The 24906-nt window shown below is 69.7% G+C and carries 19 protein-coding genes; 10 read left to right on the top strand and 9 right to left on the bottom strand.

What is annotated here, in order from left to right:
- Positions 1–53 precede the first annotated feature (53 nt).
- The 3 genes from mgtA to ACWGE1_RS01655 all read left to right on the top strand — a co-directional run bounded on the left by mgtA (position 54) and on the right by ACWGE1_RS01655 (position 4483).
- Positions 54–2774 (top strand): magnesium-translocating P-type ATPase, encoded by a 2721-nt coding sequence (gene mgtA / locus ACWGE1_RS01665; RefSeq protein WP_453418549.1) that lies wholly within the window; start codon positions 54–56, stop codon positions 2772–2774.
- A 16-nt stretch (positions 2775–2790) separates the two neighbouring features.
- Positions 2791–3504 carry an MgtC/SapB family protein gene (locus ACWGE1_RS01660; protein WP_453418548.1) on the top strand — a complete coding sequence of 238 codons (714 nt, stop codon included), beginning with the start codon at positions 2791–2793 and terminating at the stop codon, positions 3502–3504.
- Positions 3505–3616: 112 nt separating this feature from the next.
- The gene (locus ACWGE1_RS01655) at positions 3617–4483 is read left to right on the top strand and encodes a hypothetical protein (RefSeq protein ID WP_453418547.1); all 867 of its coding nucleotides are present in this window, start codon (positions 3617–3619) and stop codon (positions 4481–4483) included.
- A 4-nt stretch (positions 4484–4487) separates the two neighbouring features.
- Here the strand turns inward: ACWGE1_RS01655 and ACWGE1_RS01650 are convergent, their stop codons facing one another.
- The 5 genes from ACWGE1_RS01650 to ACWGE1_RS01630 form a co-directional block, all read right to left on the bottom strand.
- Positions 4488–5414, bottom strand: a complete 927-nt coding sequence (locus ACWGE1_RS01650; RefSeq protein ID WP_453418546.1) for a carbohydrate ABC transporter permease — start codon at positions 5412–5414, stop codon at positions 4488–4490.
- 13 nt (positions 5415–5427) lie between these two features.
- Entirely contained in the window at positions 5428–6372 is a 945-nt protein-coding gene (locus ACWGE1_RS01645; RefSeq protein WP_453418545.1) for a carbohydrate ABC transporter permease, read from the bottom strand.
- Between the two features lie 43 nt (positions 6373–6415).
- Positions 6416–7846 (bottom strand): N-acetylglucosamine/diacetylchitobiose ABC transporter substrate-binding protein, encoded by a 1431-nt coding sequence (gene ngcE, locus ACWGE1_RS01640; RefSeq protein WP_453418544.1) that lies wholly within the window; start codon positions 7844–7846, stop codon positions 6416–6418.
- A gap of 316 nt (positions 7847–8162) precedes the next feature.
- A complete protein-coding gene (gene acnA, locus ACWGE1_RS01635) occupies positions 8163–10877 on the bottom strand; it encodes an aconitate hydratase AcnA (protein ID WP_453418587.1) in 2715 nt (904 codons plus the stop codon).
- A 155-nt stretch (positions 10878–11032) separates the two neighbouring features.
- Entirely contained in the window at positions 11033–12079 is a 1047-nt protein-coding gene (locus ACWGE1_RS01630) for a LacI family DNA-binding transcriptional regulator (RefSeq protein WP_453418543.1), read from the bottom strand.
- Positions 12080–12171: 92 nt separating this feature from the next.
- Here ACWGE1_RS01630 and ACWGE1_RS01625 point away from each other — a divergent pair, with 92 nt between their 5' ends.
- Positions 12172–14088, top strand: coding sequence for an amidohydrolase (locus ACWGE1_RS01625; protein ID WP_453418542.1), 1917 nt, complete (start codon positions 12172–12174; stop codon positions 14086–14088).
- 83 nt (positions 14089–14171) lie between these two features.
- On the opposite strand, the gene ACWGE1_RS01620 is transcribed toward ACWGE1_RS01625, so the two are convergent.
- Complete coding sequence (locus ACWGE1_RS01620) at positions 14172–15044, bottom strand: haloalkane dehalogenase (protein ID WP_453418541.1); 873 nt, start codon at positions 15042–15044, stop codon at positions 14172–14174.
- A gap of 97 nt (positions 15045–15141) precedes the next feature.
- Here ACWGE1_RS01620 and ACWGE1_RS01615 point away from each other — a divergent pair, with 97 nt between their 5' ends.
- From ACWGE1_RS01615 to ACWGE1_RS01605, 3 genes are all read left to right on the top strand, one after another.
- Positions 15142–15627 (top strand): MarR family winged helix-turn-helix transcriptional regulator, encoded by a 486-nt coding sequence (locus ACWGE1_RS01615; protein ID WP_453418540.1) that lies wholly within the window; start codon positions 15142–15144, stop codon positions 15625–15627.
- Positions 15628–15697: 70 nt separating this feature from the next.
- A complete protein-coding gene (locus ACWGE1_RS01610) occupies positions 15698–17227 on the top strand; it encodes a helix-turn-helix domain-containing protein (RefSeq protein ID WP_453418539.1) in 1530 nt (509 codons plus the stop codon).
- Positions 17228–17730: 503 nt separating this feature from the next.
- Positions 17731–18447 carry a hypothetical protein gene (locus tag ACWGE1_RS01605; protein ID WP_453418538.1) on the top strand — a complete coding sequence of 239 codons (717 nt, stop codon included), beginning with the start codon at positions 17731–17733 and terminating at the stop codon, positions 18445–18447.
- Positions 18448–18513: 66 nt separating this feature from the next.
- On the opposite strand, the gene ACWGE1_RS01600 is transcribed toward ACWGE1_RS01605, so the two are convergent.
- A complete protein-coding gene (locus ACWGE1_RS01600) occupies positions 18514–19569 on the bottom strand; it encodes a restriction endonuclease (protein WP_453418537.1) in 1056 nt (351 codons plus the stop codon).
- Positions 19570–19689: 120 nt separating this feature from the next.
- On the bottom strand, positions 19690–20526 hold the full coding sequence (locus ACWGE1_RS01595; RefSeq protein ID WP_453418536.1) for a class II glutamine amidotransferase: 837 nt from the start codon (positions 20524–20526) through the stop codon (positions 19690–19692).
- Positions 20527–20724: 198 nt separating this feature from the next.
- Between ACWGE1_RS01595 and ACWGE1_RS01590 the strand changes: the two genes are divergently transcribed.
- The 3 genes from ACWGE1_RS01590 to ACWGE1_RS01580 are packed head-to-tail and all read left to right on the top strand — an operon-like array spanning position 20725 to position 23262.
- Positions 20725–22122: a cytochrome P450 gene (locus tag ACWGE1_RS01590; RefSeq protein ID WP_453418535.1), complete on the top strand. Its 1398-nt coding sequence runs from the start codon at positions 20725–20727 to the stop codon at positions 22120–22122.
- A gap of 24 nt (positions 22123–22146) precedes the next feature.
- A complete protein-coding gene (locus tag ACWGE1_RS01585) occupies positions 22147–22719 on the top strand; it encodes a hypothetical protein (protein WP_453418534.1) in 573 nt (190 codons plus the stop codon).
- Positions 22720–22758: 39 nt separating this feature from the next.
- Positions 22759–23262, top strand: coding sequence for an FBP domain-containing protein (locus ACWGE1_RS01580; RefSeq protein WP_453418533.1), 504 nt, complete (start codon positions 22759–22761; stop codon positions 23260–23262).
- Positions 23263–23276: 14 nt separating this feature from the next.
- Here ACWGE1_RS01580 and ACWGE1_RS01575 read toward each other — a convergent pair whose 3' ends face one another.
- The gene (locus ACWGE1_RS01575) at positions 23277–24830 is read right to left on the bottom strand and encodes an MFS transporter (protein WP_453418532.1); all 1554 of its coding nucleotides are present in this window, start codon (positions 24828–24830) and stop codon (positions 23277–23279) included.
- Positions 24831–24906: the final 76 nt, after the last annotated feature.

Here is a 24906-nt window from a genome sequence, read left to right as displayed (position 1 = left end):
ACGTGACCGCTCGGCTTCGCGCTGCCCGGACACCGTGGAGGGAGGTATTCGTCATGACCATGCTCACCCCCCGTACCCCGACGAAGCTCGCACCGCCGGGCCGGTCCCGCCGCGAGCGCCGGGACGCCGAGCTCCAGGCCCGTACCCGGCTCGCCGGCGAGCGCCTCGCCGGGATCAGCGCCCGCTCGGGCGTCCAGGTCCTGCAGGAGGTGGACGCCTCACCGGCCGGCCTCACCCATGCCGAGGCCGCGCTGCGCCTGGAGCGCCACGGCCCCAACGTCGTCGCCCAGGAGCGCGCCCCCCGCTGGTACCTCCAGCTGGCGAAGGCCTTCCGGAACCCCTTCATCGCCGTCCTGGTCTTCCTGGCGGCGGTCATGTACTGGCAGGACCCCGCGGATCCGGGCGTCGTCATCCTCTCCGTGATGGTGGGGATCAGCGGGCTGCTGCGCTTCTGGCAGGAGTTCCGCTCGGGCCGCGCCGCCGACGCGCTGAAGCAGCTGGTGACCACCACCTGCGCGGTGCAGCGCCGGGCCGGCAGCGGCTCCGCGCCCACCACGTTCGAGGTGCCCATGGACCAGGTGGTCCCGGGCGACGTGGTCAGGCTGGCGGCCGGTGACCTGATCCCGGCCGACCTGCGGATCATCACCGCCAAGGACCTGGGCGTCGCCCAGGCCGCGCTGTCCGGCGAGTCCCTGCCGGTGGCCAAGGCCGACACCCGGGCCGAGGACCTCGGACGGCGGGAGACCTCCGACCCGGTCGAGGCCGACAACCTGTGCCTGATGGGGACCTCGGTCACCTCCGGCACGGCCACCGGCGTCGTCGTCGCCACCGGCGCAGACACCTACTTCGGCTCGATGGCCGGCTCGCTGGTCGGCGAGCGCCCGCAGACCAACTTCGACACCGGCGTGCGCAGGGTCAGCTTCCTGCTGATCCGCTTCATGCTGGTGATGGTCCCGGTCGTCTTCGTGATCAACGGCCTGACCAAGGGGGACTGGGACGAGGCCCTCCTCTTCGGCATCGCCGTCGCCGTCGGGCTGACCCCCGAGATGCTGCCGATGGTCGTCTCCGCCAACCTGGCCCGCGGTGCGGTCGCCATGTCCAGGCGGAAGGTGGTCGTCAAGCGGCTGAACGCGATCCAGAACCTGGGCGCGATGGACGTGCTCTGCACCGACAAGACCGGCACCCTCACCGAGGACCGGATCGTCCTGGACCGCTACCTGGACGTGCACGGCAACGAGGACGACGAGGTCCTGGAGTACGGCTACCTCAACGCGCGCTTCCAGACCGGCCTGAAGAACCTGATGGACCAGGCGGTCATCGACCGGGTGGACGAGGCCGAGGAGGTTGTCGTCGACGCACGGTTCTCGATGGTCGACGAGATCCCCTTCGACTTCGCCCGGCGGCGGATGTCCGTGGTCCTCGGCCGCAATTCCCTCGTGGGAGCCCTCGGGCACTCCGAGCACATCATGATCACCAAGGGCGCCGTCGAGGAGGTCCTGGACCTCTGCACGCACATGACGGACCGCGGTGAGAGGGTCGAGCTGACCGAGCAGCTGCGGTGGCACGTCAGCCGGATCGCCGAGGACCACAACCGGCAGGGCCTGCGGGTCCTGGCCGTCGCCACCCGCACGATCGGCACCCCGCGCGAGACCTACTCGGTCGCGGACGAGGACGAGCTGACCCTGGTCGGCTTCCTCGCCTTCCTCGACCCGCCGAAGGCCGACGCCGCCCGGGCCCTGACGGGCCTGGCCGACAAGGGCATCGCCGTGAAGGTCGTCACCGGCGACAACGAGCTCGTGGCCGCCCGGGTCTGCGCGGACGTCGGCATCGACGTCGGCCACGTGGTGCTCGGCCCCGACACCGACGCCCTCGACGACACCGAACTGCGCGCGCTGGCGGCCCGTACGACGGTCTTCGCCAAGGTCAACCCGGTCCAGAAGGCCCGGATCGTAGGGGCCCTGCAGGCCGACGGCCACACCGTCGGGTTCCTCGGCGACGGCATCAACGACGCGGCCGCGCTCCGGGACGCCGATGTCGGCATCTCGGTGGACACCGCCGTGGACATCGCCAGGGAGTCGGCGGACATCATCCTGCTGGAGAAGGACCTGACCGTCCTGGAGCAGGGTGTCGTCCAGGGCCGGACCACCTTCGGCAACACGATCAAGTACATCAAGATGACGGCGTCGTCGAACTTCGGCAACGTCTTCTCGGTCCTGGTGGCGAGCGCCTTCATCCCCTTCCAGCCGATGCTCGCGATCATGCTGCTGGTCCAGAACCTGGTCTACGACATCGCGCAGCTGGCGACCCCGTGGGACCGGATGGACGAGGAGTACCTGCGCAAGCCCCGCAACTGGGACGCCAAGGGCATCTTCCGCTTCATGGTCACCATCGGCCCCATCAGCTCGATCTTCGACATCGCGATGTTCCTGATCATGTGGAACGTGTTCGCCGCGAACAGCGGGGCGAGCCAGTCGCTCTTCCAGTCCGGCTGGTTCATCGAGGGCCTGCTCTCGCAGACCCTGATCGTCCACATGATCCGCACCCGGAAGATCCCCTTCCTCCAGTCCCGCGCCTCCTGGCCGGTGATGGTGATGACGGTCCTCGCGGTGCTGGCCGGGCTCTGGCTGCCCTTCTCTCCGCTGGCTCCCTCGCTGGGCTTCGTCGCCCTGCCGGCGAGCTACTTCCCCTGGCTGATCGGCGTACTTCTCGCGTACTGCACGCTCACCCAGCTCGTGAAGACCTGGTACATCCGCCGCTTCGGCACCTGGCTGTAGGAGAGGGGAGAGTCCGATGCTGCTCACCGAATGGCAGATGGCCCTGCACCTGGCCGCCGCGCTCGGACTCGGAGCGGTCATCGGCCTGGAGCGCCAGTGGCGGGCCCGCCTCGCAGGTCTGCGCACGAACGCCCTGGTGGCGGGCGGGGCCGCGCTCTTCGTGCTGCTCTCGCAGTACGGGTTCCTCAGCGCGGTCTCCGAGGTGAATTACGACGGCTCCCGGGTCGCCGCTCAGATCGTCTCCGGGATCGGCTTCCTCGGCGCCGGCGTGATCATGCGCGACGGCCCGAGCGTGCGCGGGCTGAACACGGCCGCCACCCTGTGGTGCTCGGCGGCCGTGGGCTGCCTGGCCGGCGCGGGCCTGTTCGTCCTGGCCGTCTGCGGCACGGCGGGCGTGGTGGGGGCCAATCTCCTGCTGCGCCCGCTGGGCCGACGCCTCGACCGCGAGCCTCGCGGCGGGGCCGAGGTGGCCGCCGAGTACCACTTCGAGGCGGTGTGCCTGGAGGCGGAGGAGGCCCACGTCCGCCACCGGCTGGTGGACGCCCTGAGCCGGCCGGGCCACCAGCTGCGCTCGATCCGCAGCCAGGACGGTCCGGTACCCGGCCGGGTGACCGTGTCCGCGCTGCTGACCGCCGAGGGCACGCAGGGCCGGGCGCTGGAGGAGGCGGTCAGCAACCTCTCCCTGGATCCGTCGGTGTCGGCGGTCAGCTGGTCGGTCGTCCCTTCGTGAGGCGGGCGCGAAGAATGAATTGAACACGTTCAGCCCGGCTGGCACTATGGATCCAGGACGTCGCCGGCCGGGCGGACGTGTCGGTCCGCCGTGCCGCCAGGGGGGGTTGAGCATGCGTCAGAAACGGTCGTACGGCCGCGTGCTGGTGGTCTCGACGCTGGTGGGATGCCTGGAGGTCGCGCTCACCGTCGTGGTGGTCCTGCTGTACGTGCGGACGCAGCCACCACCGGACACGGCCCCCGACGGGGCCGCCATCGCGGGGAGCCTGGTCTCTCTCGTCCCGCTCGTCGGCTTCATCTCGTTCCTGCTGTCGCTGGTCTTCGTACTGCCGGCGGTCGCGCTGGCCGACCTGATCGCCCGGGGGCTCGGCGGACGCACGGCGTGGTGGTCGGCCCCGCCGGCGGTGGCGGCCCTGCTGGCGCCGCCCGTCCTGATCTTCGCGACGCACAACGACGCGCAGACGGGATCCACCCTGGTCTTCTGGGCCTCGGCCACGGCCTCGCTCTCCCTCGGGGCGGTGATCGCCCTGCCCCGGGGAGAGGGCCTCCTGCGGCGGGTGGCCCTGTGGGGCACGGCGGTGGTGGCGGGGACGGGCCTGTTCGGCGCGGTCGGGCTCGCCGTCGGCCTGCTGCCCCCGTACGAGCCGCCGAGGATCGGGCCGCAGACCATGACCGGCAGCTGGATCGACCACACGGGCAACACCCTCGTCTTCACCACGGACGGCCGGGTCACCGCCTCCGGCGTCGGCGGGCGCAGCGCCATCGACCACCCCGGCAACGCGGCGCCGAGCTGCTCGGGGTCCGGGACCTGGGTCTACGAGGGCGGCCGGGACGTCTGGACGCAGAGGGTCCGCGTGGACATCCCCGGGTGCACCTGGCCCGCCTGGAGCGTCGGCGGCACCGCCCGGCAGCCCCGGATCCAGCAGGAGATCGGCGACCCGGGCTCCGGACGGCTGTACAAGCTGCGCAAGGCCTCCTGAGCCGCTACTTCAGCGTCGCCGAGGTCAGGCCCGCCTGGATCTGGCGCTGGAAGGAGAGGTAGACCACCAGCATCGGGATCATCGCGATGGTGACGCCGGCGAAGAGGACCGGCAGGTCGGTCTCGTACCCCTGTTGCTGCTGGAGCTGGATCAGACCCTGGGTGAGCAGGTAGCGCTCGGGGTCCGATCCGGTCTGGGGCTGCATCAGCACGGAGGGCAGGATGTACTGGTTCCACTGGCCCAGGATGTTGAATATCCCGACGCTGATCAGGCCGGGCCTGGCCATCGGCACCATCACCTGGAAGAAGATCCGGGTGTCCGAGGCCCCGTCGATCACCGCCGCCTCGTGCACCGCCGTCGGCAGCGTCCGGAAGAAGGAGTGCATGAAGAAGACGGTGAAGGGCATCGAGTAGGCGACGTACACGAGGATCAGGCCCTGGTACGTGTTCAGCATGTCGAACCGCTTGACCATGAAGAAGAGCGGGACGAGCGCCAGGAAGACGGGGAACATCGCCCCGCTGACGAAGAAGTAGTAGATGAACCGGTTCCCCGGGAAGGGGTAGCGGGCCAGTACGTACGCCGCCATCGAGCCGAGCAGCATCGTCAGCGGGACCGAGAACACCATCACGATCAGCGTGTTGGCGAAGTAGTCGCCGATGCCCTTGTCCCAGGCCCGGCCGAACGCGTCGGCGTTCCAGTTGGAGGGCCAGCTGAGGGCCGAGCCGCCGATCTGCGCGTCGGTCTTGAAGGAGCCGAGGGCCAGCCAGATCAGGGGCAGGACGATCAGTATGGCCCAGACGGCGAGGAAGCCGTGGGAGAAGACGTTGAGGACCATGCCCTCGGAGCGGGTCCCGCCCCGTTCCCCGCTCGGGCCTGCTCCTCCGGACCGCTCCGCGGCGGCTTCGCCCGGAGCCTTGATCACTGTGGTCATGATGGTCTCCCGCTCAGAACTCGATGCGCTCGCGGCGGGTGGCGCGCAGCGTGATGACGGAAAGGATCATGGTGAGGACGAGCATGACCACGCCCATGGCGCAGGCGTAGCCGCTCTTGCCGAAGTAGAGGAAGTTCCTCATCAGCACCGTCGCCATGACCTCGCTGTGGTGGTCGGGCCCGCCGCCGAACTGGCCGGAGGTCATGGTCGACACGAGGACGAACATGTCCATCGCGGCGATGCCCAGGTAGACCGCGGAGGTCTGCACAGAGTCCCACAGCAGGGGCAGGGTGACCTTGAAGAAGGTCTGGGCGCGCCCGGCCCCGTCGAGCAGGGCGGCCTCGTAGATGTCCTTGGGGACGGACTGCATGGCCGCCGAGAACAGGACGAGGTAGAAGCCGACGCCGTGCCAGACGACGACGAGGAGCAGGCACCAAAGCACGAGTCGCGGCTCGTTCAACCATTCGATCGGGTGCAGCCTGTCGACCAGGCCGAGGCGGATGAGGACGCCGTTGAGCAGGCCGCCCTCGTCGGTGCGGTATACGGCGCCGAAGAGCACCGCGAGGATGGCCAGGGACAGCACCTGCGGGAAGAAGTAGACGATCTTGTAGAAGCCCGATCCCCGTACGCCCTGCACCCCTCCGGCGCCGCCCCGCCCGCCCGCGTTCACCATGAAGGCGAAGAAGAGGGCGAGCAGGATGGTGACCACCGGGACGAACACCAGGAGCAGCAGGTTGTTCCACAGGGCGCCGCGGAAGACCTCGTCCTTCATCAGGGCCGTGTAGTTGTCCACGCCGACGAAATCGAACGTCGGCGACTGGCCCGTCCAGTTGGTGAAGGAGTAGCCGAACGTCTGTACGTACGGCCAGATGACGAAGGTCAGGTACAGCGCGAGGGGTGCGAGGAGGAAGCCGGCGATGAAGCCGCCCCGTCCCCTGCCCTGGGCTACTTGGCTCATGGTGTCCGTCCCTGGAGTGCCCGGTGACCGTTGGTGCGCGTGGTCAGCTGCGACGGTTGTTCTTGGCGTTCGGGTCCTGCGCCGCCTTGTTTACCGCAGCCTGGGCCCGCTTGATCCACTCCTTCGGCTGGATCCGCTTGGCCATCAGCTCATTGGACGCGTCCTGGATCGCCGTGTCCATCTCGCTGTACCAGTCGGGGTAAAGGTAGTTGAAGGTGTTCTCCCCCGCCGCCTTGAGGGCCGCCACCGCCGACTGGGTGCCCGGCCGCAGTTTCACGCCCGGGTCCACGCCGTCCTTGACCACGGTGAGCGAATTGGCCTGCTGGGCGAAGATGGTCGACCACTCGCGGGACAGCATCGAACGGATGAACTCCAGACCCCCGGCCTTGTTGGCCGCCTTCTCCGGAACGATGAAGGGCTCGCCCGCGCCGGCCCGGATGGCCTCGAAGGGCAGCTTGCTGTCCGCCAGCAGCGGGACCGGCAGGAACTGCATGTCGAAGTCGTCCGGCGTCTGCTTGAGCTGCTCGTTCTCCAGCCAGGAGCCGGAGGGGATGAAGGCCGCCTTGTACTGGTTCCAGGCGGTCTGGGACTCCGTGTGGGTCAGACCGTTGGTGCCCGGGAGCAGCAGGTCCTTCTCGACCACCTCGTAGACCGCCTCGACGGCGGCGAGGGCCGCCGCGCTGCCCTCGAAGGCGTTCGGCTCCAGGTTGTCGATCGCCTTCATGGCGTCCAGGCCGCCCTTCTTGGCGATCAGGTCCATGATGACGACGTTGATGTAGTACGGGAACTTGCCCTGATGGGCGAGGCCCCCGATGCCGGCCTCCTTGGCCTTCGCGCAGACCGCGAGGAACTCGTCCCAGGTCTTGGGCGCGGTCCAGCCCTTCTCCTTGAAGAGCTTGCCGGAGTACCAGAAGCCGAAGACGGTGTAGACGTAGTTGAGCGAGACGAACTTGCCGCCCTGCGTGCCCTGTTCGACGGTGCCCGCGATCAGCAGGTCGCGGACCTTCTTGCCCGGGTCGTCGAGCGAGGGCGCGTCGAGCACCGGGGTGAGGTCGGCGAGCTGGTTGCTCTTGAAGAGCACGTCGAGCTTGATCCGCTGGGCGCCGGAGTTGTCGACGACGTCCGGCGGGTTTCCGCCGTTGAAGCGCGTCTGGAGCTTGCCGGTGATCTCCTGGGTACCGAGGTGGGAGCTGGTGGTGCCCCACTTCTTGTCGAAGGCGGCCTCCCAGGCCTTCGCGTAGTCGTCGCCGAAGCCGCCCTTGAAGACGACGACGTCCAGCTTGCTGCCCTTCGAGACGCCGAAGGGGTTCTGCGCGCTCGTCGCGGCCTTGGACGGGCCGTTGGTGGTCTCACCGCCGCCGGACGCACAGGCGGACAGGAAGCCCATCGTCGGCACGGTGATCAGGCCGAGTGCCGCAGAGCGCTTGATCAGATCACGGCGGCCGAGGCCCTCACCGGTGGATGCCATGCTCATGTCCTCGCCTTCGTCAGAAGTGTGAAGGACGCGGGAAATCACGGCAGTTGCCGTGCATGCGGACGACGCCGCAGTTCCCCGCTGTCCCCCGGGTCCGGGGCCGCTCCTGTGAAGCGACCTGGACGCGCACAGGTATAGTCCACTTCCGCTCGCCTGAGCAAGATCGTGCACAAGGATGACCGCCAGCTTTTCCGAGTTGAGACCTGTCCGTCATCTGGCACCGCCGTGACGAAAATGCGGAAGGGCCGTACCCCCGCAACGGGGATACGGCCCTATGGTGCCGATTGAGCGGAGCGAGGCTCCGCTTGGCGCGCCCTTAACCCCGGATGAGGTTACGGAGCACGTACTGCATGATGCCGCCGTTGCGGTAGTAGTCGGCCTCGCCCGGCGTGTCGATGCGGACGACCGCGTCGAACTCCACACCGGTGTCGGTGGTGACCTTGACCGTGCGCGGGGTGGTGCCGTTGTTCAGCTCCTCCACGCCGGTGAACGCGAAGGTCTCCTCGCCGGTGAGGCCGAGCGCGGCCGCGGTGGCGCCCTCGGGGAACTGCAGCGGCAGAACGCCCATGCCGATCAGGTTGGAGCGGTGGATGCGCTCGTAGGACTCGGCGATGACGGCCTTGACGCCGAGCAGCGCGGTGCCCTTGGCGGCCCAGTCGCGGGACGAGCCGGAGCCGTACTCCTTGCCCGCCAGGATGACCAGCGGGATGCCGGCGGCCTGGTAGTTCTGCGAGGCGTCGTAGATGAAGGAGACCGGCGCGCCCTCGACCGTGAAGTCGCGGGTGAAGCCGCCCTCGGTGCCCGGCGCGATCTGGTTGCGCAGGCGGATGTTGGCGAAGGTACCGCGGATCATGACCTCGTGGTTGCCGCGGCGGGAACCGTACGAGTTGAAGTCGCGGCGCTCGACACCGTGCTCGGTGAGGTACTTGCCGGCCGGGGTGTCGGCCTTGATCGCACCGGCCGGGGAGATGTGGTCGGTGGTGACCGAGTCGCCCAGCTTCGCCAGCACGCGGGCGCCGGCGATGTCGGAGACCGGGGTGGTCTCCATCGTCATGCCCTCGAAGTAAGGGGGCTTACGGACGTAGGTGGACTGCGGGTCCCACTCGAAGGTGTTGCCCGTCGGGATCGACAGCGCCTGCCACTGGGCGTCGCCCGCGAAGACGTCCTGGTAGGACTTGCTGAACATGTCCTCGCCGATGGCGTTCGCCACGACGTCGTTGACCTCGGCCTCGGACGGCCAGATGTCCTGGAGGAAGACCGGCTTGCCCTCGGTGTCGATGCCGATGGCGTCCTTGGTGATGTCCACCTTCATGGAGCCCGCGATGGCGTACGCGACGACCAGCGGCGGGGAGGCCAGGTAGTTCATCTTGACGTCGGGGTTGATGCGGCCCTCGAAGTTGCGGTTGCCCGAGAGGACCGAGGTGACCGCGAGGTCGTGCTCGTTGATCGCCTTCGAGATCTCCTCGTCCAGCGGACCGGAGTTGCCGATGCAGGTGGTGCAGCCGTACCCGACGAGGTTGAAGCCCATCTTGTCGAGGTACGGGGTCAGGCCGGCCTTGTCGAAGTAGTCGGTGACGACCTTCGAGCCCGGGGCCAGGGTGGTCTTGACCCACGGCTTGCGGGACAGGCCCTTCTCGACCGCCTTCTTGGCCACGAGCGCCGCGGCGACCATGACGTAGGGGTTCGAGGTGTTGGTGCAGGAGGTGATCGCGGCAACGGTGACGGCACCGTGGTCGATCTCGAAGGAGGTGCCGTCGGCCAGGGTGACCTGGGTCGGGCGGGTCGGCACGCCGTTGACGGCGGCCGGGGCGTCGGACGCCGGGAAGGACTCCTTGCCGGCCTCCTCGTCCTCGCTGACGTAGTTGCGCACGTCCGCGGCGAACTGCTCGGCGGCGTTGGCGAGGACGATGCGGTCCTGCGGGCGCTTCGGGCCGGCGATGGAGGGGACGACCGTGGAGAGGTCGAGCTCCAGCTTCTCGGAGAAGTCCGGCTCGGCAGCCGGGTCCAGCCACAGGCCCTGCTCCTTGGCGTACGCCTCGACGAGCGCGACCTGCTGGGCGTCGCGGCCGGTCAGGCGCAGGTACTTCAGGGTCTCGCCGTCGATCGGGAAGATCGCGGCGGTGGAGCCGAACTCCGGCGACATGTTGCCGATGGTGGCGCGGTTCGCGAGGGAGGTGGCGGCGACGCCCTCACCGTAGAACTCGACGAACTTGCCGACGACACCGTGCTTGCGCAGCATCTCGGTGATGGTCAGCACGAGGTCGGTGGCGGTGGTGCCGGTCGGCAGCTCGCCGGTCAGCTTGAAGCCCACGACGCGCGGGATCAGCATGGAGACCGGCTGGCCGAGCATCGCGGCCTCGGCCTCGATGCCGCCGACGCCCCAGCCCAGCACGCCGAGGCCGTTGACCATGGTGGTGTGCGAGTCGGTGCCGACGAGGGTGTCGGGGTACGCCTGGCCGTTACGGACCATGACCGTGCGGGCCAGGTGCTCGATGTTGACCTGGTGGACGATGCCGGTGCCCGGCGGGACGACCTTGAAGTCGTCGAAGGCGGTCTGGCCCCAGCGCAGGAACTGGTAGCGCTCCTTGTTGCGGCCGTACTCGAGCTCGACGTTCTGCGCGAAGGCGTCCTTCGTGCCGAACTTGTCGGCGATGACCGAGTGGTCGATGACCATCTCGGCGGGCGAGAGCGGGTTGATCTTCGCCGGGTCGCCGCCGAGCGCCTTCACGGCCTCACGCATGGTGGCGAGGTCCACCACGCAGGGGACGCCGGTGAAGTCCTGCATGATCACGCGGGCCGGCGTGAACTGGATCTCCTCGCTGGGCTGGGCCTGCGAGTCCCAGTTGCCGAGCGACCGGATGTGGTCGGCGGTGATGTTCGCGCCGTCCTCGGTACGGAGCAGGTTCTCCAGCAGGACCTTCAGGCTGTAGGGAAGGCGGGCGGAGCCCTCGACCTTGTCCAGCTTGAAGATCTCGTACGACTCGTCGCCCACCTGCAGCGTGCTGCGGGCGTCGAAGCTGTTCGCCGACACGACAGTCTCCTTCATGCATGAATTCGCGCGTATAACCGCAATCCTGCCGCCACGCCCCTTGGCCAATCCGCTAAGGTAGGGCTAAGTTAGGTAACCCTTACCAGCGGGGGCGGCTGCGGTACGCCTTCGGCAGATATCTCGATGTCGAGATAACTCTAGTACATGTCCGGGGGGAGGGACGAGGCGCGCACCCGTAGCGCCGCCGGGACCGTCCGTTGGCCAGGCGATTCCGCATGTCCGGATTCGATCAGGTTGACCAGGACAGACACGGCCGAGACGGCGATCCGCTCCGGATTCAGGGTGACGGTGGTCACGGCGGGTCCGGTCCCGTCGTACGCCGGATCCTCGCTGGCGCAGACCAGCAGCAGCCCGTCATGCCCCGGTCCGCCGGGTATCCGCAGGCCGTGCCGCTCGGCGGCGGCCAGCACCTGCCGGCCGCCCGGGTCGTACACGCAGTACACGGCGTCGGGCCGGTCCGGCCCGGCGAACGCGGAGTCGAAGGCGCGCCCCGCCGTGTCGTCGGGGTCGAAGGGGACCAGGAGGGGATCCGTGCCGTGCTCCGCGCACCAGTGTTCGTAGGCCGACGTGACGGCCCCGGTGTAGAACTCCCGGCCGTAGCCCGAGTGCAGTGCGATCCGGCGGGCCCCGGACGCCGCGAGGTGGTCGAGCACCTCCCGCGTGGTGGCGGTGTGGTCGTTGTCCACCCAGATGTCCCCCGGCCAGGGGTCGGGCGGCCGCCCGTCGAAGACCACCGGCATCCCCCGCGCCCGCAGGGCCCGCAGCACCGGGTCGCCGGCCGGGCTGTCGAGCAGCAGCATCCCGTCCACGGCGAGGGTGTGCCACAGCGGCTCGGCGCCCCGGTCCGCCGGCAGGGTGGTCAGGGCGTACCCGTGCGCGTGCGCCGCCGAGGTCGCGGCGGTGAGCCAGCGGGAGAAGTAGGCGATCCCCACGAAGTCCCAGGCGTCCCCCGCGTACGTGGTCACCGCGAGGCCGAGGCTGCGGGTGCGCGGGCCCCGGCGCGCTCCGTAGCCGAGCGCGCCCGCCACCTCGCGGACCCGCCGCCGGGTGGACCCGCCGAGGCGGCCGGTGCCGTTGAGCGCGTGCGAGACGGTCGCGGTGGAGACTTCGGCGGCGCGCGCGATGTCGGCGAGGGTCGGGCCGGACGCGGGCAGGGGCACTGGCTCTGGCTCTGGCTCTGGCACGCCGTCATCGTACGGATTTCGTCGGCGGGGGCGGCTTCTGGTTAAGCGGTTAATCAAACAGTGTCCTGGCCACACCAACGTTTGGAGTGAGCATGACGTCTTCTCACCTTTCCCGCCGGGGACTCCTCACGGTCGCCGGAGCCGCCGGGGTCGCAGGGGCGGCGGGCCTGCTGGGAGCCGCTCCGGCCGCGGCCTCCCCGGCCCCCTCGGCCGCCCCCTCGGGCGGGCGCGGTTCGGCGGCCCTGGTGGTCCACAACGCGTCGGTGTTCACCGGGACCGGCGGCCGGGCGCCCGTCGAGGCCGTCGCCGTCGGCCGGGACGGCAGGATCCTGGCCACCGGGACGAACGCGGCGGTGCGCCGGCACGTGGGCCGGGACACCGAGGTCGTCGACGCCCGCCGGGGCACGGTCATGAGCGGCATCCACGACGGCCACGTCCACCCGCTCGGCGCGGGCGAGCGCTCGCTGTCGCCCTCGCTGGAGGGCGCGGAGACCACCGTGGCCGGGCTCCAGGAGATCCTGACCGGCTTCCTCGCCGAGACGGGCGGCGCGGGCGCGGAGCCCGACCGCTGGCTGGTGGTCGAGGACTGGAACCCGGTCGGCCTGCAGCCCGCGGGGACCCATCCGCACCACTCGATGCTGGACGCGCTCCCGACCCGGCGGCCGATCGCCCTCGTCGGCGGCGACGGGCACAACCTGTGGGCCAACCGGCGGGCCCTGGACATCGCCGGGATCACGGCGGCCACGCCCGACCCGGTCGGCGGCAAGGTGGTCAAGGGCGCGGACGGCCGGCCGACGGGCGTCCTCAAGGACGACGCCCAGGGCCTGGTACGGCAGCACATACCGGAGCCCACCCGGGCCGACCTGGTCGCGGCCTGCGCCAAGGTGCTCGGGCTGGCGGCCGCGTCCGGCATCACGACGATGATGGACGCGCTGGTGGGACGGCACGAACTGGAGCTGTACCAGGCACTGTCGGCGGCGGGCAAGCTGCCGCAGCGGATCGTGCCGGCGATCCGGCTTGACGCCGGGCAGGCCAAGGACCCGGCGGGCGCACTGACGTACGCACGGGGGCTGCGGCGGGAGTTCGAGGGGGTGCGCGGGCTCCGGTTCGGAATGATCAAGGTGTTCCTGGACGGGGTCATCGAATACCCGGCGCAGACCGCCGCCCTGCTGGAGCCGTACCTCGACGGGAACGGCAGGCCGACCGGCAACCGCGGTGAGCTCTACACCTCGGCAGCGGACTACGGCCGGCTCAGCGCCGCCTTCAACCGGGCGGGCTGGCAGATGCACGCCCACGGACTCGGCGACCGCGCGGTACGCACCGCGCTGGACGGGTACGCGTACGCCCGGCGGGCGACGGGCCGCAAGGACGCCCGCAACGCCGTGGCGCACCTGCAGCTCGTGGACCCGGCGGACCTGCGGCGCTTCGCCCAGCTCGGGGTCACGGCGTGCATGCAGCTCCAGTGGGCGGCGAAGGACACCTGGACGATGGAGGCGCTGCTCCCCTACATCGGACCCGGGCGGCACCGGTGGATGTATCCGGCGCGGAGCCTGGAGAGGGCGGGCGCGCGGCTGGCGGGCGGCTCCGACTGGCCGGTGGACGCGCTGCAGGTGTGGAACCAGCTGCGGACGGCGATCGACCGGCAGGGCGCCTCCGGGGCGGGCGAGCTGTACCGGGAGCTGGAGGGACTGAGCCGGGACACGGTGCTGCGGATGCACACCTCGGGGACGGCGTGGCAGCTGCGCCAGGAGGGGCTGACGGGCACCGTGGAACCGGGCAAGGCGGCGGACCTGGTGGTGCTGGACCGGGACGTGACGCGCTGCCCGGTGGCCGACATCAGCGCAACGGCCGTACGGATGACCCTGGTCGGCGGCCGCGTGGTGCACGACGCGGATTCGGCGTCGGGGAGGGCGGCCTCGGCGCGGGTGGCCGGCGCGGCGTCGGGTCCGCGCCCGGCCTCGTACGCGGCGGTGCACGCCGGGGGGCGGCACCACGCCTGCAAGCACTGAGCGGGCGGGCCGGCGGGGGCCGGCGGTGCCCGCAGGGACGGCCGGGGGTCCGGCAGCGGTGACCGCAGGGGCCGCTGCCGGACTCACCCCGCGAGGCCGTGCCGGGCGGCCCAGGAGTTGACGGCGGCGGCGATCTCCGCGGGCCGGTCCTCGGGGCAGAGGTGCGCCGCCGGGCCGCAGTACTCGGTCTCCAGCGCCGAGATGTTCTCCTCGCACCAGGCGACGGTGTCGGGGCCGACCATCAGGGCCGGCGAGCCGTCGAAGGTGAGCAGGAGCTTGGGCACCTGCGGGCTGTCGGCCAGCCAGGCGTCGTACTTCTCCACGACGGCGAGCACGTCCGCCGGATCGCCGTCGATCGGCAGCGAGCGGGCCCACTGAAGCATGGGCAGCCGGCTCTCGCGGGTCGGGTAGGGGGCGGCGTAGACGGCGCGGTCCGTCTCGCTCATCGGTTTCAGCACGGTCTGCCCGATGCTGTCCTCGATGAAGATGTTCCGGTCCAGCACCATCTCCTCCCCCACGCCCGGGGTGCGGATCGCTTCGAACCGGACACGTGCGGCCGGCGGGTACTGGGCCCGTCCGAGCGGCCGCACGATCGTCTCCATGAAGGCGATACCGCGGACCCGCCCCGGATGCCGGGCGGCCCGGTCGAAGGCGAGCGCCCCGCCCCAGTCCTGACCGACCAGCACCACCTCGTCGAGCCCGAGGGCGTCGAACCATGCGTCCAGGTAGCGGGCGTGGTCCTCGAAGCGGTACTCATCGCCCGGCTTTCCGGAGCGGCCCATGCCGATGAGGTCCGGCGCCAGGACGCGGACCCCGCCCTCGATCAGGGGCAGGACGCCCCGCCAGAGGTGGGAGGAGGTCGGGTTGCCGTGCAGGAAGACGAAGGGGACACCGCGGGCGCCCTCGCCGCGGTCCTCGTAGTACATCGTCGAGTCGAGTACGTCGATCGTGGCCATGGGAGGCCCCTTTCGGAAATCGTTCGGGTGACTAACGTTGGTGACACGAACGAAGTTATATCGTTAGTGGCACTAACGCAACGGGTAGCATCGCCCCATGACCACGGAAGAGAACGGGACCCTCGTCCCCGCACGGCTGCGCGAGCTGCCCAGCCGACTGCTCGGACAGGCCTCCACCCACGCGCAGCGCCTCGTGGCGGAGGGACTGAGTGGGGCAGATGCCCGCAAATGGCATTACGCGGCCCTGGTCGCCCTGGAGGAATCCGGCCCGGCGAGCCAGGCCACCCTCAGCGCCCGCACCGGCATCCACCGCAGCGACCTGGTCTCCGTCATCAACGAACTCGCCGCACGCGAACTGGTCGAACGGGCCCCCGACCCCGAGGACCGCAGGCGCAACGTCATCACCCTCACGGCACCCGGCAGACGGCGGCTGCGCAAGCTGGAGCAGATCCTCGACGCCGCCCAGGAGGAACTCCTCGCCCCACTGTCCACCGGGGAACGGGAGCAGCTCACCCGCCTGCTGGGCCGGATCGTCGAGCATCACGCGTACGGGAACCCCGTCATGGGACCTGACGACCGGTAAGTACCGCCCATTTCACCCATTTGCCACACCCGGCGCAAGGGTCATCTCATATCTGAGATAGCGTGCCCCCATGGCAGACGACTACCTCGTACGCATCGGCAAGCTCATCCGTGACGCCCGGCAGCACCGGGGCTGGACACAGAGTCAGCTCGCCGACGCGCTCGGCACCAGCCAGAGCGCAGTGAACCGCATCGAACGCGGCAACCAGAACATCAGCCTTGAGATGATCGCCCGAATCGGTGAAGCGCTCGACAGCGAGATCGTCTCCCTGGGCTACGCCGGCCCGATGCATCTGCGCGTGGTCGGCGGCCGCCGCCTGTCCGGCGCCATCGACGTCAAGACGAGCAAGAACGCGTGCGTCGCCCTGCTCTGCGCCTCGCTGCTCAACAAGGGCCGTACGGTGCTGAGGCGGGTGGCCCGCATCGAGGAGGTCTACCGCCTCCTGGAGGTCCTGAACTCCATCGGCGTGCGCACCCGCTGGATCAACGACGGCGTGGACCTGGAGCTGATCCCGCCGGCCCGCCTCGACATGGAGGCCATGGACGCGGACGCGGCCCGCCGGACCCGGAGCATCATCATGTTCCTGGGCCCGCTGCTGCACCGGATGGAGACCTTCCGGCTGCCCTACGCGGGCGGCTGCGACCTCGGCACCCGCACCATCGAGCCGCACATGATCGCCCTGCGCCGCTTCGGCCTGGACATCACCGCGACCGAGGGCATCTACCACGCGAAGGTGGCGGCCGGGATCTCTCCCGACCGCCCGATCGTGCTGACCGAGCGCGGGGACACCGTCACCGAGAACGCGCTGCTGGCCGCCGCCCGGCACGACGGCGTGACCGTCATCCGCAACGCCTCCTCCAACTACATGGTCCAGGACCTGTGCTTCTTCCTGGAGGCACTGGGCGTCCGGGTCGACGGCGTCGGCACCACCACGCTCACCGTGCACGGCGTCCCGAGCATCGACGTGGACGTGGACTACTCCCCCTCCGAGGACCCGGTCGAGGCGATGAGCCTGCTCGCCGCCGCGGTCGTCACGGAGTCGGAGCTCACCATCCGCCGGGTGCCGATCGAGTTCATGGAGATCGAGCTCGCGGTCCTGGAGGAGATGGGCCTTGACCACGACCGCTCGGCGGAGTACACGGCGGACAACGGCCGCACCCGCCTGGTCGACCTCACGGTCCGCCCCTCGAAGCTCGAAGCCCCGATCGACAAGATCCACCCGATGCCGTTCCCCGGGCTGAACATCGACAACGTCCCCTTCTTCGCGGCCATCGCCGCCGTGGCCCAGGGGCAGACCCTGATCCACGACTGGGTGTACGACAACCGGGCCATCTACCTGACGGACCTGAACCGCCTCGGCGGCCGCCTCCAGCTCCTCGACCCCCACCGCGTCCTGGTCGAGGGCCCCACCCGCTGGCGCGCGGCGGAAATGATGTGCCCGCCGGCCCTGCGCCCGGCGGTGGTCGTCCTCCTGGCGATGATGGCGGCCGAGGGCACCTCGGTCCTGCGCAACGTCTACGTGATCAACCGCGGCTACGAGGAACTGGCCGAGCGCCTCAACTCGGTGGGCGCCCAGATCGAGATCTTCCGCGACATCTGAGTACGCCGCAGGTCAGGACGCTTTCCCGTCCTCCTGGGCCGTCTGTGGGCCGTCGCCGGTGTCTCCGCCCCCGCGGAAGACCCCGCCGACGGCCCTTCGCGTTCACGCCCGGACGTCTGCGAGCGAGCCGGAACAGGGCTCAGTACTGCAGTATTTGAGGCGGTTGCCGGTGGCGCCTCAGGTCAAGTACCGCACCTCCGACTCGTGTGCGCCCGCCGACACACCAAGCCGCCCGAATGGTTGAGCGATACAACGCCACGGCCGTCGGTCCGGCTCGCCCGCCACCTGCCTCAGGCGTAACGTGGAACGCAGGTCAGCAGGCTCGTAGGACGAGTTCTTCTGTGCAGACCGGCTCAAGCGCGCAGGGATGTCGCGATGGACATCCTCGACCCGAGCCTTCGAATTCCAGGACTGGGCACGACCTGCGGGCGCAGGACATTCTTACGGATTGCGACGGCGCAGTCATTTGTGCCCAGAATTAAACCATCGAGAACGTCGAGGAAGTGACCGACGTGTGCCTGGTGACGGATCAGCATATAACCGGCGGCCCCGTAAGTGCATCAGAGTTTGAATTCACGATCACATATACGGCCAGGTTCGATCCGGGGGAACTCGGGACTCAATTCCACGAGTTCATCAAGGTGCGAGAAAGTGATCCTATCGACGCAGACGACGACCTCACGTCGACCCAGGAGGAAACATTCACAGCGACCAGCCGAGTCATGCAGCGGCGCCGGACCGTGAGAGTCAGGAAGGATGTCGCAGATACGGAGATCGGCACCGAAGAGATCTACGCGGACATCGCTCTGCGTTCCCAGCAGAACCTTGACCCCGTGGTGGGACCGGACTGCAAGGGAACCACGCCGCAAGAGCCCTTCAACCCTTCAACCCCGCCACTGCAGGTTCATTTCGCAATACTGCACTGCTACGAGACCGAGGACAGCACCACGGACGAATGCATCCTCAAGTGGAACGGCAACACGTTCTGGGCGGGCGAGATGAAGGGCGGAAGGGACCGGGACACCGACACCTTCGTACTCCTCCCCGCCGCAGGCGAAGGCATCGTCTCGCTGACCGAAGAGGATTCACCGGACCCGGACGACCATCTCGGGTCCCACGTAATCAGAATGGATGAGCTGGGCCAGGGGTGGCACCGAGCGTTCTTCCAGAACGACGACACCGCGAATTACCACCTGGACTACGAAGTCTTCCAGGCATGACTGGACAGAGGGGGGAGGCCGAGGCGAAGGTGCGGAAGCTTCGGAAGGGCGTATGACGGCCGAGCGCTATGCGGGCCCGGTGCCCTTGAGGACGGACTCCAGGGTTTCCCCGTCCTCCGCCCACCGCCGCAGCTCGTCACGGCCGATGAGCCGTGCCCGGAAGTCCTCCGCAGCCCACACCTTCGCCCCGCCGGTGAGTTTTCCGTTCGTGACGACGACGGGCAGCGTCGAGGCGTGCGTGGCCATCGCCCCGCCGTACAGGTGCTGCACCACGGGTTGGCCCACCGAGCCGTTCCCGCCGGTGAAGTGCTTCGCCTGCACCATCACGTACCGCCCGAGGGGGTCGGCTGCGAGGACGTCGGCGCCCATGTCGCCCGAACCCCCGCCCGATCGGATGATCTGGTAGCCGTCGCGGTCGAGGAGGTCGGCGATCAGCCGCTCGAACCGGCTGTGATGCAGCGCGTCGATCTCCTCCACGAGCATCAGCGTGGGCTCCCGCAGCAGAGGACCTTCGAGGGCCTCCCCCACCGTCTTCCACAGCAGCGCCCGCCACGCGCCGATGTCCCTGTACATGGCGCGCGTGAACGTGGCGTGTTCGGCGTAACGCCTGATGAACAGGGCGGTCGGCCCGAAGAGGCTTCCTCCCTCCACCCTCAGCAGGGGAGATGAGGCATGAGCGAACGTCTCCGCGATCTCCACCGACGCCCTCCAGCCGTCGGAGAGCGAGGGCGGGGCCCCTGTCAGAGCGAGAAGCCGCTCGGCCTCCTCCTTGCGCCGGACCGACTTCAGGTCGGCGGCCATGAGCTCACGGCAGAACTCATTGAGCGCGTCATCGACGTCGTTCACTTCCACGGTGCACTGCTCCACGGCCCGCAGGAGGCCGAGGTCGGCCTGGACCAGGCCGAGGGCGAGGGCATCGGTCCGAGGACTGCGGCCGGCGGTCTCCCGGTGGGCGTGCAACAGCGAGGCGCAGCGCTCCAGTCTGTCCTGCAGGAGCCTCAGCCGCTGACGCAGACCCTCGGTGCCGGTCTCCGTGCCGGGCAGCAGGTCCTGCCCGGATGTGGCCCTGGCTGCCGCCGACCGCCGCGTGGCCGGCCTCGCCGTACTCGATTCAACGCTCAAGGTCCCCCCTCGGATGTTCCGCACCGAGGAAAAGCCTAGGTGATGCGATGTCAGGACCGAACGGGCCTGAAGGCGTCCACGAGTTCCCGTCCGGGACCCGATCGTCCCGTGCAACTGCCCTTACGCGGCCTGGGGGGTGAAGGGGTGGAGGGAGTCCGCGCCGGGTCGGACTATTCCGTAAGAGTTCTCCGGGACTTCGTTCCAGGCGCCGGGCAGGTCGCCGAGGGGTTCGGAGACGACCAGGCGGGTGTCGTCGGAGACTTCCTGGAGGAATTCCATGTCGGGGTGCAGCCTGCGCAGTGCGTCCACCCGGCTGCTGTAGAACAGCGACCGGGACTCACCGCGGCTGGAGTAGCGGAAGGCCCAGAGGCGTTCGCCGTCGCTGATGGCGAGGGTCATCTGGAGCGGGAACTCCACACCGTGCTCACGGCCGACGCGCTCCACCACGCCCGCCATCCGGGCCACCGCGCCCGGCGGGTCCGCCTCCAGGCCGAAGGTGAGCGCCAGGTGGAACATCACCTCGGAGTCCGTCGACCCCTCGACCTCGGGGTACAGGGCCGGGTCGACGAGCAGGGTGAGCTCCCGCCGCATCCGGTGGAATTCGGCGATGGCCCCGTTGTGCATGAACAGCCAGCGGCCGTGGCGGAACGGGTGACAGTTCGTCTGCTGCACCGCCGTACCGGTCGACGCCCGTATGTGGGCGAAGAACAGCGGGGAGCGGACGTGGTCCGCGATCTCCCGCAGGTTGCGGTTGTTCCAGGCGGGGCCGATGTCCCTGAAGGTCGCCGGGGTGGCCGTGTCCTCCTGCGTGTACCACCCGACGCCGAATCCGTCGCCGTTCGTCGTCTCCACACCCAGTTTGGAGTGCAGGCTCTGGTCGATCAGCGAGTGGGCCGGTTTGTACAGGATGGTTTCGAGCAGCAGGGGTGTTCCCGAATACGCGAGCCACCGACACATGAGCATCACCTCGGGGTGCAACGCAGATAACCCTTCCATTGTGGCTGGGCCCCCTGCTGATCGCCACGCGGAAGGAACCGGGGGGCCGCCGGTGGCGGGGGTGGTCATCAGGCCACTCTTCGGCCTGTTGGAACGCCGTCCTCGCCAGGTGCGGCGCGGCGCGGCAGAATCGGGCTTCCGTAGGACGAAGGGGCGGCCATGGCACTGGGAACGAACTCCGGAGCGGACACGGGGAAGGAGGGGAAGGAGGTGCCCGGGCTCGCCGGGGTGCCGTTGCTCGGGTCGCTGTTCGACCTGAAGTCCGACTCCCTCGGCACCTATCTGCGGGCCCAGCACCAGCACGGTGACCTGGTGCGGATCACGGCCGGTCCGCCCGGGATGCGTGCCGAGTTGTACTGCGTCTTCTCCCCCGCGGGCGCCCAGCAGGTGCTCGCGTCCGACGCGGCCCGCTTCCGCAAGGACAACCACTTCTACCAGGAGGTCCGCGAGTCCTTCGGCAACGGGCTGCTGACCAGTCAGGACGAGGACTACCTGCGTCAGCGCCGGCTCGTGCAGCCGCTGTTCACCCGGCGCCGGGTGGACGGCTACGCCGAAGCGATCGCCGCCGAGACCGCAGCGGTCATCGCCTCCTGGGGCGAGGCCCGCGACGGCGTCGTCGACGTCTCCGACGAGATGATGCACCTCGCCCTGCGCGCCGTCGCCCGCATCCTGTTCGGCACCGACGTCGAGGCCACCGCCGATGTCGTGGCCGGATGTTTCCCGGTCATCACCGACTACGTACTGCGCCGCGGCTACTCCCCCGCGAACATCCCGCGCCATTGGCCCACGCCCGGCAACCGGCGGGCGGCCGCCGCGATGGACGAGCTCTACGGGGTGTGCGACAGGATCATCGCGGAGCGCCGGAGCGCCGGGGCCGGGACTCCCGGCGAGGACCTGCTGACGCTGCTGGCCGCCGCCCGGAGTTCGGACGACGGGGAGTTCGACGCCACCGAGCTGCGCGACCAGGTGCTGATCTTCCTGCTCGCCGGGCACGAGACGACCGCCACCTCCCTCTGCTTCGCCCTGCACCTGCTGGCCCGCCATCCCGGGGAGCAGGACCGGGCCCGCGAGGAGATCTCCCGCGTGCTGGGCGACCGTACGCCCGGGGCCGCCGACCTGGACCGGCTCCCGTTTCTCACCCAGGTCCTCAAGGAGGCCATGCGGCTCTATCCGGCGGCTCCGGTCATCGGCCGCAAGGCCGTCGCCGAGACCCGGATCGGGGAGCACACCGTCCCGGCGGGCGCGGACGTGATCCTGGCGCCCTGGGTGACCCACCGCCACCCCGCCCACTGGCCGGATCCGGACCGCTTCGACCCCGAGCGCTTCACGCCCGAGGCGGAGGCGGAGCGGCCGCGGTACGCGTGGTTCCCGTTCGGCGGGGGTCCGCGCGCCTGCATCGGGCAGCACTTCTCGATGCTGGAGTCGGTGATCGCGCTGGCGATGATCCTGCGGGCCTACGAGTTCGAGGCCGTGGACACCGAGATCCCGGTCGGTGCCGGGATCACCCTGAGCACGAACGGTCCGGCGCGCTGCCGGATCCGCCGCTTGGACGGGTAGTGTCCGTCCGGCGATCATGGTCGGATGGATGAGGAGATTCCCGGCAGGCTGTCCCCGTACGCGCGCCGGCCGGCGCGCGCGATGCTGCCCGGCCCGCCCGCCCCTGACCCGCTGCTCCGCCGGATCAGCGGGTTCTTCCTCGTCCGGTTCCTGAGCGCGCTGCCCGACGACCTCGCCGACGCGGCGGCCGCGCTTCTCGACCCCTTCGAACGGGCCGCCCGGCTGGCCGGGCGGCTCGTCCACGGCCCCGCCCTGCGCGGTGGCTGGACGGGCGAGGCCGGCCGCCTCGCCCTGGCCCTGCACGGTTTCCACTGGACGCACTGGCAGGCCCGGACCGACGGGCCGTACGCCCTGTTCACCGCGCACCCCGGCAGCCCGGGGCTCCCGGGCTCGGTCACGGCGCGGCCGCCCTGGGGCCGCGGCGACCCGGACCGCGAGGCCCACACCGCCGCCTGTGCCCTGCGCCGGATCCCGCGGCTGCGCCGCCGGCCGACGCGGGTGGACCTGCTCTTCCCGGACGGCTCCTGGCTGGCCCTGCGGATGAACACGCGCGCCGACGCGGCCCGGCTGCGCGCCGCGCTCGGCAGCGGATATTGAGGTGCGGGCCGGTCAGCACGGGACATAAGGTCGACGCCCGTGGAACCACTCACCGAGAAACAGATCCGCTCCTCCTTCGTGAACTGCACCAAGGGCGAGGCGGCGCGGCTGCGACTGCCGCTCGACTTCACCGAACTGCCCTGGCCGGATCTGGACTTCCTCGGATGGGTGGACCCGGGAGCGCCCCTGCGGGCCCATCTCGTGCTGCCCCGGGAGGACGGTCCGCTGGGCATCTCGCTGCGCGTGCCGTCAGTCGGCCGCACCAGCGTGGTGAAGTCCAGCCTGTGCCAGATCTGTCTGACCGGTCACGCCTCCTCGGGGGTCACCCTGCTCGCCGCCCCGCTGGCGGGCGCCCGCGGCCGTGAGGGCAACACGGTCGGCACGTACATCTGCGCGGACCTCGCCTGTCCCCTGTACGTACGCGGCAAGCGGCAGCCGAGGCTGCGCGCCGGGCGGTACGAGGAGTCCCTGACGCTGGACGAGCGGCTCACCCGCATGTCGGAGAACCTGGACGCCTTCGCGGCCCGCGTCACCGCTGTCTAGACCCAGCGGCTCCTTCAGGCCCGGTCGGCCGCCGGCTTGTGGTTGCCCTTGAGGCGTTCGAGGTCCGAGGGCCGGACCTGGATGACGAACAGTGCGATCAGTGCCCCGACCAGGGTGAACAGGGCCGCCACGACGAAGGCCGCGCTGATGCCGGAGGTGAGGACCTGGTCGCCCCACGGTTTCGGGAGCTGCCCGGTGCGCTGGAAGAATGCCTTCTGCACCGGGCCGGCGGTGCTGAGGAACTCCGGTATCTGCTGCTTGGCCTCGTTGCGGCTCGCCGTGCCGTAGACGGTCACCAGGATCGACAGGCCCAGCGAGCCACCCACCTGCTGCATCGTGTTCAGCAGTCCGGACGCCGCTCCCGACTCCCGGTCGGTGACGTTGGACAGGGCCATCAGCGTCAGCGAGACGAACTGCAGGCCCATGCCGAGGGCGAAGAGCAGCATCGGGCCCAGGATGCTGCCGAGGTACGTCGAATCGACATCGGTCTGCGTCAGCCAGGCGAGTCCGGCCGCCGAGGACAGCGCACCGGTGACCATGAAGGGCTTGGGGCCGAACTTCGGCAGCAGTTTCGCGGTGATCGCCGCGCCCACCGCGATCACCGCGCTGACCGGCAGGAAGGCGAGGCCGGCCTGGATCGGGCTGAAGCCCAGCACGATCTGCACGAAGAGGGTCAGGAAGAAGAACATGCCGAAGATCGCGCAGGCGAGCATGAGCATGATGCCGTAGGTCCCGGCCCGGTTGCGGTCGGCGAACATGTGCAGCGGGGTGATCGGCTGCGGCGAGCGCCGTTCGTTGAGGATGAAGAGGGTCAGCAGGACCACGGCGGCGCCGAAGGAGCCGAGGGTGATCGGGTCGCGCCAGCCCTCCTGGGACGCCCTGATGAAGCCGTAGACGAGCGAGACCATGCCCAGGGTGGACAGCAGCGCGCCCGCGAAGTCGAAGTGTCCCGGGTGGCGTTCGGATTCGTGCAGGACCTTCGTGGCCAGCACGGCGATCACGATGGCGATGGGGACGTTGACGAAGAGCACCCAGCGCCAGTCGAGCCATTCGACGAGGATGCCGCCCGCGAGGAGTCCGATCGCGCCGCCGGCGGCCGAGACGCCCGCGAACACGCCGAAGGCCCGGTTGCGGGCGGGTCCTTCGCGGAAGGTGGTGGTGATCAGCGCGAGGGAGGTCGGCGAGGCGATGGCGCCGCCGACGCCCTGGAGGGCGCGTGCGGCCATCAGCTGGCCCTCGTTCTGGGCGAGTCCGCCGAGGAGCGAGGCGAGTCCGAAGAGCAGGACACCGAAGATGAAGACGCGTTTGCGGCCGAGGATGTCGCCGGTGCGGCCACCGAGGAGGAGGAGGCCGCCGAAGGCGAGGGTGTAGGCGTTGACGACCCAGGAAAGGCTCTCGGTCGAGAAGTCGAGCGCCGTCTGGATGTGCGGCAGCGCGATGTTCACGATCGTGATGTCGAGAACCACCATGAGTTGGCAGGAGGCGATGACGAACAGGGCGAGTCCGTTGCCACCTCCTGGGACCTTGCCTTCGGTCCCTTTGTTGCTCGGCGATGCTTTCGGGTCCACCTTTTCGACGCTAAGCCCGCGCCTCTGGGGTCACCACTCGAACAGCCTAGTAGTGGTGACATTTCACATGTCACAC

The sequence above is a fragment of the Streptomyces sp. NPDC054932 genome (assembly GCF_053610205.1).
This window is presented reverse-complemented; position numbering and strand designations above follow the sequence as displayed.